Origin of the sequence: Streptomyces griseomycini, assembly GCF_014203535.1 — a bacterium.
GTDB lineage: Bacteria > Actinomycetota > Actinomycetes > Streptomycetales > Streptomycetaceae > Streptomyces > Streptomyces griseomycini.
On the sequence record NZ_JACHJI010000045.1, the window covers coordinates 1 to 8,234 of the forward strand.

5 protein-coding genes and 1 pseudogene are annotated in these 8,234 nt (G+C 68.7%); 2 read left to right on the forward strand and 4 right to left on the reverse strand.

The genetic code is table 11. The features are described 5' to 3' along the window. Window positions 1-361: 361 nt before the first annotated feature. Together FHS37_RS41275 and FHS37_RS38485 are read left to right on the forward strand one after the other, a co-directional pair. Window positions 362-1,153: pseudogene (locus FHS37_RS41275) on the forward strand (IS5 family transposase). Between the two features lie 59 nt (window positions 1,154-1,212). After that, window positions 1,213-1,557, forward strand: coding sequence for a hypothetical protein (locus FHS37_RS38485; protein WP_184829947.1), 345 nt, complete (start codon window positions 1,213-1,215; stop codon window positions 1,555-1,557). Window positions 1,558-1,661: 104 nt separating this feature from the next. Here the strand turns inward: FHS37_RS38485 and FHS37_RS38490 are convergent, their stop codons facing one another. The 4 genes from FHS37_RS38490 to FHS37_RS38505 form a co-directional block, all read right to left on the reverse strand. Further along, complete coding sequence (locus tag FHS37_RS38490; protein ID WP_229890342.1) at window positions 1,662-2,153, reverse strand: hypothetical protein; 492 nt, start codon at window positions 2,151-2,153, stop codon at window positions 1,662-1,664. A gap of 171 nt (window positions 2,154-2,324) precedes the next feature. Beyond that, window positions 2,325-4,433, reverse strand: a complete 2,109-nt coding sequence (locus tag FHS37_RS38495) for a P-loop NTPase fold protein (RefSeq protein WP_229890341.1) — start codon at window positions 4,431-4,433, stop codon at window positions 2,325-2,327. A gap of 92 nt (window positions 4,434-4,525) precedes the next feature. Continuing rightward, the gene (locus tag FHS37_RS38500) at window positions 4,526-7,195 is read right to left on the reverse strand and encodes a DEAD/DEAH box helicase (RefSeq protein WP_184829951.1); all 2,670 of its coding nucleotides are present in this window, start codon (window positions 7,193-7,195) and stop codon (window positions 4,526-4,528) included. A 43-nt stretch (window positions 7,196-7,238) separates the two neighbouring features. Continuing rightward, on the reverse strand, window positions 7,239-7,754 hold the full coding sequence (locus FHS37_RS38505) for a hypothetical protein (RefSeq protein WP_229890340.1): 516 nt from the start codon (window positions 7,752-7,754) through the stop codon (window positions 7,239-7,241). Window positions 7,755-8,234 lie beyond the last annotated feature (480 nt).

Sequence of the window (8,234 nt, forward strand, 5' to 3'; positions counted from 1 at the left end):
CGATCTCCCACAGCCCGTCCGGAACAATCCAACTCCACGTACCCCGCCCCATGCCGAGTTCAACGACGCCTCACCACGTAGGACACGGTCTTAGAAGCTGTTGCCTTTTCGATCTTGAGCGGTGGCGGTCGAACGCGGATTCCCGGTCGGGTGATCCTGTCGGGGCCAGGGCATGAAGGCGGGGTCTCCTGAACAGCTCGTGGGTGTCGAATCCATAGAGCAACAGGAGGCCCCGGTGCCGCAGTCTTCCGTGCCGACGGGCAGGCAGTCCAACCCGGCTGCTCCATCGTGTGACTGCCTCGCGCACGTGTACGGCAACGCGGCCGACCGGCCCGAGCGACAACGCCGGTACCCGACCGGCATGACCGACACCGAATGGGCGCACACCCGCCCGCTGCTCCCGGTGCCGGGCGGGCTGCGAGGCCGCGGCGGCCGGCCGGAGGCGTACTGCCACCGCGCGATGCTGGACGCGATCCGCTACCTGGTCGACAACGGAATCAAGTGGCGGGCGATGCCCGCCGACTTCCCGCCGTGGGACCGGGTGTACGCGTTTTTCCGCCGCTGGCGCGAGAACGCCCTGGTCCAGGAGTTCCACCACCGGCTGCGCGCGAAGGTCCGCGAGAAGCTGGGCCGGGACGCGGAGCCGACGGCCGGGGTGATCGACTCGCAGTCCATCAAGGCGGACGCCGTCGTCGGCGCGGACAGCCGCGGCTTCGACGGCGGCAAACTGGTCAACGGCCGCAAACGGCACGTCGTGGTCGACACCCTCGGCCTGCTGCTGGGCGTGATAGTCACCAGCGCGGATGTCGGCGACCGCGCCGCCGCCTAGGTGCTGCTGGCGCGGGTGGCCGCCGCGCACCACCGGCTGGAGCTGGTGTGGGCCGACGGCGGCTACACCGGCAGCCTCGTCGAGCACTGCCTGGCCACGTTCGCCCTGGTCCTGGCGATCGTCAAACGCAGCGACGACATGCGCGGCTTCGTGGTGCTGCCCAAGCGGTGGATCGTCGAGCGCCTCTTCGCCCACCTCATGCGCAGCCGCCGCCTGGTCCGCGACGTCGAGCGCCGCACCACCAGCGCCGAGGCGATGGTCTACTGGTCGATGATCATGATCATGATCCGCCGCCTGGCCCGGCGACGCCCATCGCGAGCGTGACCCGGCCCGGAGCCGGGGGTGCCGACCTCGGCCAGGTCGGCACCTGCGATCATCCGCGCATGAGCTACGACCTGGCTGTGTGGGATGGGGAGCAGCCGCGCGACGAGGAAGCGGACGCGGTCTTCGACGAGCTTTACGAGCGCTACCTCGATTCGGAGGACGTGCTCGCGGAGCCGTCGCCGCGCATTGAGGCCTATGTCGAGGCACTCGTCGAGCGGTATCCGGACGATGTCCCTGGCAGCCCCTGGGCATCACCACCCGTCATGGATGAGGCCTCGGGGCCGATCGTCTATCTGCTCATGTCCTACAGCAGGGCGGAGGAAGTCTTCGAGTATGCCGCTGGCCTGGCTCGCGAGCACGGGCTCGTCTGTTACGACCCCCAGGGAGAGACCCTGCGAAGCTGAGTTGCCCGATCAGAGGGCCGCCCAGACGGAGATTCCCGCGATACGGCCCGCCAGCCTGGATGACGAGCGCAGTGGCGAAACCGCGCGGAAGGCGCGCGATGCGCTCATGACCCGCTGCCTGGCCCGGTCACGCCCTTCCCGAGCGTGAACCGGCCCGGAGCCGGTTCGACCAGCCAGCCATGGGCCGTCAGACGCTTCGCTTTTGACCGCAGCGCCTCCACCTTCGCTGGCACCACGTCGAGGCCGAGGGCTACGGCCATCTCCTGGCAAGCCAACGGGCTTTGACCGAGCCGCTGACAGTCGGCCAGGACTCGCAGGATGCGCTGGTAGTCCACCGACAGGGCCGACCAGGCCAGGCCCGCACGCCAGACCGGCACCACCGATTTCGGCTTCGCCGCCTCCGGCGACTCGGGCCGCCCAGGCTGTTCACCGGGATCCCCCGGGCCCTGGAAAGCTTCGGGGCCGGCGATGCTGTCGCTGCCCGGGGCCAGGACCTCGCCGACCCGTGAGCGGGCGATGACCCACTCGTCCCACTCCCGCTCGGCCACGGTCAACTCGGCGTGGATACGGTCGGCCTCCTCCCGCAGCTCGTCCACCGACGGCGAGCGGTGAGCTCACGCTGTTCCAGCAACCCAACGACCGACGGCATCTCCGACCTCCACCGGAGCGACGACAGAACACCTCACCACTCCCATAGGACTGCCGACGCTATGCCTGACCAGCGAGAACGCAGTCCTCAAGCCCGGAAAGACAACAGCTTCTGAGGGTTAACCGGTGGTGGGGCGGTGCTCGCGGAGTGCTTGCAGGATGCTGGCCTGGTGAGAGTCGGCAGGGCTGTGGCTGCTCTGGAGTACGGGATCCAGGCGTGTGTAGAGGATGTCGAGGCTGAACATGGCGTCGAGGCCGGCTAGGACGTTGTCGTCGATCAGGGGGAATGGGCGCGTGGCGGGGCGGATGAGTTTGCCCAGGAGGGGGAGGGGCTCCCATCCGTTGTCGAGGCGTTGGAGCAGCCATAGACGGAGGCTTTCGGGGGCGCTGTAGCGCCACATCCAGATCAGGTCAGTGTCCATCTGGCTGAGTTCCTCTGCGGGGCGGCCAGTGGCCGGCGTGAGGTGCTGGGTGATCTGTTCGGCTACGGCGTCGCGGGCCTGGAGTGCCCAGTCTTCGGTAGTTTGTACGTGCTCGGTGCTGTCGTTGTCGGGGGTGGTGGCGCGGTGCAGGGTCCGGGTGGCAAGGAGCGCCCCGTCGGGAGTTGAGGCCATGGCGGCCAGTACTTCTGGCCGGCGTTCCGGTGGGAGGTCGTTGAGGAGGTCCCGAGCCAGGAACTGCAGGCTCATGTCACCGCTGACCAGGCCCATCATTTCTGGTTCGGCGGAGAGCTGCCCGTAAGCGTCGGCCATGGCCGTGAGCAGCACCGCGGCGGGGACTTGGGAGCCGGTGCTGCGGCGCTGTTCGATTCGGCGCGTGATGCGGTGAGTGTCTTCACGGAGGCGAAGCAGCAGTTCGTCTGCTTCCTCGCCAGGGACGTTGGCGGCCATCTGGCTGAGGGCCTGGTCGAATGCGGCTTCTGGGAGATCGTCGTCGGGAACACCGAAGACCATGTACCGGTCGAAGTAATCGGGACTGCCGATCCCGCGGCGTTGAGCGGCGGCTTTCGTGTCTCCGCCGTTGCCGAGATCCTTCTGAACGGTCGGGAACAGCAAGGCCAGCAGGTGGAGAACGCCGTCGATGCGTTCCTCAGCCGCGCCGGCTCCCCGCAGGCGGCTGCGCCAGCGTTCGGCTCGTTCGCCGGGCTGCTGGGTGCTGCGGTGCCGGGCTAGGTCGATGCTGGTGCCGGTCAGTTCAGCACGGTGCCGCTGCAGGAGCCGGTAGACGCCGGGCTCGTTGGTGCGTAGAAAGGTGACGATGAGGAAGTCGACCAGGTCCACGTTTCCGGCGAGGGAGCCGAGGGTGGCGTCGGCTTGGCCGAAGTAGCGTTTGACGGCCCGTGGCGTTTGCAGCCTGTCCTGCAGGTGGCGGAAGTAGGCCTCGGAGAAGCGCCGCTCTTCGCCTGGGCTCATGGACAGGCCGTGGGAGTCCAGGATGGCGTTGAGCGCGCGGGTGCTCATGGCGGCCGCGTCGCGTTCGCGGAACGCGGGAAGATCGAGTCGCACCTGAATGATCTTTTCCAGGAAATCGCGGGCCCTGGCCTCGCTGTTTCCCACGAGGTCGCTGCGCTGCAGGACGTCCAGCAGTGTCTGTTCGTCGAAGCTGATCAGGTAGTAGACGTTCGGTAGATGGCCTACCAGGCGCACCAGCTTGAAGACCAGGAGTAGTTCATCGGGGGTCAGGCGGTCCAGATCGTCCATGACGACCAGGACGGGCTGGTCTGCCTGCCGCAATGCATCTTCGGCCTTCCGCTTGGCGGCCGAGGCACTGGTGTCTCCGCTGATGCGATTGCTGAATGCTTGGATCAGGCCCTCTGAGTCCAGGCCGGCCAGTGCGGTGAGCTTGCCCAAGGGACTGATGGCCTGTCCGAAGCCCCCGATCTTCTGCCGGACCTCCGACCAGCGTTCCCCCTTGGGCAGGGCAGCGCGGATCTCGCTGAACAGCGCTGCGGTCAGCGATTCCAGGTCGGAGTACAGCCACGGATTGAGTTCGGCGATCAGCCACGTGTCGTGGCCGTCCCGGCTCTGCAGGAGACGTATCACTTTGCCTAGGACAGATGACTTGCCGGAGCCCCAGGGACCGATCAAAGCAAGGACGCCGGTTTCGGTCTGGGCTCGGACACGCCCCAGCAGTTCCACGGCGTGCTGTGCGTACTGCTCACGTCCCAGCAGGTCGGGCCCTTCGTCGTTGAGGAAGGGCTCGTCGTTGAAGAAGTGCGCATCAACCATCGGCATATCGTGCCTGACCGCTTCGCCGCCCGCTGCGGTTCAGCGGAGAGGTCAGGTGCTTGGGTGGATGACGAACCAAGACAAACACACCTTCAAACCCATGTGACGCCGAGCTCCCGCAGTGCGCCGAGCTGGTCCTGGGTGAGCTTGTCGCGCCTCGCGCGGGTGTTGGAGACCCATACGCCCAGCTTCACGACCATCGGTTCCGTCTCGCCGTCGACCGTGATCTTTTCGCTGTGGCCGCGGGGTACCGGCCGCTGGCCTTCCCGTTCCACCCACTGTGCGAGGGCTGTCAGACCGCGCTGGAAGGCTTGCTGTGCCTTGCCCTGGCCCTTCGTCGCGCTCTTGGCCGCAGGGGCGGGAGCCGGCGGCTCGAGCGGCTTGACGCCGAGCGTGGACAGCCGTTCCTGCTGCTCGCTCGACAGCAGTCTCCAGTCCCGGCGTTGCCGTTGCAGCCAGCGTCCGAGGTCGTCGCCGTCCATGAGGACGCCGGGTGCGATGTCGGGCAGTACTCCGCCGGTCTCATCGGCGGCGAGGTGGGCGAGATGACGGTAGTGGCGTTGCCAGTCGAGTGGCCACGGGCAGTTCCAGTCCAGGTCGACCGCTGCCAACTGCTCCGCACGTACCCGCGCCCGCTCGGGGTCCTTGCCGAGGCCGCCTTTGCGGCGGAGGTTGGCGAGGTGCTGCCCGATGGGCACAGGGCCGCCGCCGACCGGGTCGTCCCACACGGCGTCCTGGCGGGGTGCGAGGTGTCCGGTGGCGCGCCGGTAGGCCCGGAACACGGCGAGCTTCTTCTCCCAGGCCTCCTCGCCCGGCTCCCAGACCATCCCGGCCTCCGGGGCGTCCAGGAGCGTCTTGCGCCGCTCCTCCAGCTCCCCGGCCCGCAGCGCCTTTCGCTGCTGGTGGACCCACCGCCCCAGGGGGAAGTCCTTGGTAACGCCGACCTTGACCTCGACGTCATAGGGCACGGCGTACAGGCCGGTGATCTCGTTCTCCACCCGCCACCGGAGCAGGGCCTGGTAGCCCTCCAGCCACACCAGCGACTCCGGCCGGTACACCCGGGTGCGAAGGAACGCGGCGATGGTCGCGGCGTCGCGCGGGCTGGAGAAGTGCAGCAGGGCCGCTTCGGCGGCGGCCTGCGTGTCGTCGTCCTCCTGGCCCTCGCCGTCGCCCTTGCTGCCGGCCCCGACGATCCGCCCCTCCTCGTCACGCCGGACGTGGGCCTTGCGCTGCCCGCTGGTGCGGGCGCGGGAGGCGAGCTGCTCGACGAGTCGTTCATCATGACTGCGCAGGCCCTGGAGCACGGCCACCAGGGGCCGGAAGGAGGCGCTGGCGACCATGTCGGTTGGGTCCTCGCCGGGCTGAAGGAACACCGGCACGATGATCCGCGCGACCTTCGTGCTGCCGTCGCGGTTGGGCCTGAGCGCGCGGCCGATGTTCTGCACGATCTCCACCTGCGAGCCACGGGTGTCCGCGAAGCACACGGCCTCCACGCCGCGTTCGCCGGTGATGTCGACGCCTTCCCCGAGCACGCGAACGCTGGCGAGGAACGCCCGGTGCACCCGTTGGCCCGCAGCGTCGACCCCGCCTGCGAACTGCCGCAGGACCTCGCGCCGCTCGGACACGAGGTGGTCGCCGCACAGCCACGCCGACCACACCCTCTCCGGCGGGACATGGCGGCCGGCCTCCAGCTCGTAGAACTCCGCGTCGATCGACGACGCCGGCAACTCCTCCGCCTTCGCCAGGTCCTCATCCGAGGCGTCGTTCACGTACAGCTTGGCAGCGGTCTCCGGCAGCTTCTCCGCGAACGCGGCCGCTTCCTCGACCTTCTGGTGGAACGTCATGACGGTGCGCAGGTTCCACGCGGCGGCGTGCTCCAGGAGCGCGGTCTGCAGCAGCGCCAGGCGCCGGCCCCGCCGCGCCTCCTCCGACTCCCCGAGGACGGGGGAGGGGTCGCGGATCTCCAGCACGTCGATCTCGAACCCGGCGAGGATCTCCCGCTCGATCGCCTCCGACAGTCCGAGCTCGGCGATCCACGGGCCGTAGGTGCCGTCCGGGGCGTCGGCCATGGTCGCGATCTCCGCCTCCTGGCCGTCCGCGCCCCTGCGCGGCTGGGGCGCCGCCAGGATGCGCGGGGTCGCGGTCAGGTAGAGCCGGAAGTCGGCGGGGATCCGCTGATTGTCGTGGATCGCCGCCCACGGACGACCAAGATCACCGGCAGTGCTGTGGGCCTCATCCACGATGGCGAGGTCAAAGCCTGCCATCTGCTGGCCATACAGGCGCTCTCCGCCCGCGAGAGCGGCCTCCAACGGCCCGCGAACCTTCCGCCGCCCCTCGGGTGCGTCGATGTCCTCGCGGTCCACGAGAGAGGCGTACGTGGCGAACACCACCACCGGCCCGGACCCGGCCCACAGGGCGAGCTGGATCGGGTTGGTAGTGGTGCGCACGCCCAGCTCGTTCAGCACCGGGTCGTTCTCCAGCGAGCACACCGCGACCATGGGGGAGCGGTGACCCACCACCCGCCACGCCTGGGCGGTCTGCACGAGCAGGTCCAGGGTCGGCACGGTCACCAGGATCCGCCCGCCCGGGAAGCACTCCAGCGCGCACGCAGCCGCCGTGATTGTTTTGCCCGAGCCGGTCGCGGACACGATCGTGCCCCGTGCCCCCTGAGCCGGCACAGACAATCTTGCAGGAAATCCCACCCACTTACGGAAAGCAGCTCTCTGGGCCACCTGGTGTTCCCGAAGCTGAATTCCCAGCATTCTCAAGCTCTTCCTCTGGCTTCTCTTTTACCTGCTTCGGGAATCACTGGGACGGCGTGAAGGGCGGCACGGACACCGTACCGTCCTCGCCCACCACAACCCGTTCGGCGAGCTGGGCCAGGACCTGAGAGGGAGACAGCCCCGCCCGGTAGGCCACCGACCGGAGCAGCCGGCTGGACGCGGCGGACAGCCAGACCTCCGCACGCAACTCATCCACTCCCTCCCGCCCCTGCTCCCCGGAGGCGGACTGTGCCGCAAGCGCACCAGCAAGCCGTTCCTCACGCTCACGAGCCCACACCGAGCCCTGAACATCCTGCTCCGGCTCGTACACACCCCAACCCAGCGCACTCATCAAGTCCCTGACACGCCGCCACTCAGCGTGCTTGGCCAGCCAGATGAAAGCCAACCGCTCCCGGTCCATCTCGAACGTGTAGAAGGAGCCGTTCCCCCTCAACCGCTCCGCGGTTTCCCGCTCACGGACAGCGGCCTCCGCGACCTTTTCCGCAACGGCGGCGGCATCCAGCCCATTCGCCTGACGCCGGACCTCATCCCGCGCCACGTCCTGAGCACTCCACATCGTTTTCCCTTTTCCAGAAGTGCGGACAACCTAGTCCGCATCGGGCGGTTAGGAGGTGTCCCGTGCTTCCGCCAAGACTACATGTGCATCAACTCGGATGAAGCCACTACCCAACACCCTCTCCCACGCAGCCAGCCAGGCCCACACCACCAACCCCAGCCACCCCTTCCCCGTAGCCGCCCGGGCCGCAGGCCCGTTGCCGGCACCGCGCAGCGGGACCGGCCCTCGGGGCGCACAGCGCCACCAGGTGGCTGGAGCGCAGCGAAAGCCACCTCACGGGGACAGAGTCCCCGCAGTCCCGGGAGCGCAGCGAACGGGACGTCACCCGCCCTGCGCAGCAGGGCGGGTGAGCGGGACGCGCAGCGTCCCGCCAGCGCTCCCGCGGAGCGGGAGCGCAACCACCGCGCGCAGCGCGGTGGTTCGCTTGCTCCGGGCGCAGCCCGGAGGGACCCGCTCCGCGGG

Bases quoted from the DNA above. Each gene is read 5' to 3' on its own strand.
- FHS37_RS38485 (WP_184829947.1), top strand. From the start codon at position 1,213: ATGAGCTACGACCTGGCTGTGTGGGATGGGGAGCAGCCGCGCGACGAG.
- FHS37_RS38495 (WP_229890341.1), bottom strand. From the start codon at position 4,433: ATGGTTGATGCGCACTTCTTCAACGACGAGCCCTTCCTCAACGACGAA.
- FHS37_RS38500 (WP_184829951.1), bottom strand. From the start codon at position 7,195: ATGCTGGGAATTCAGCTTCGGGAACACCAGGTGGCCCAGAGAGCTGCT.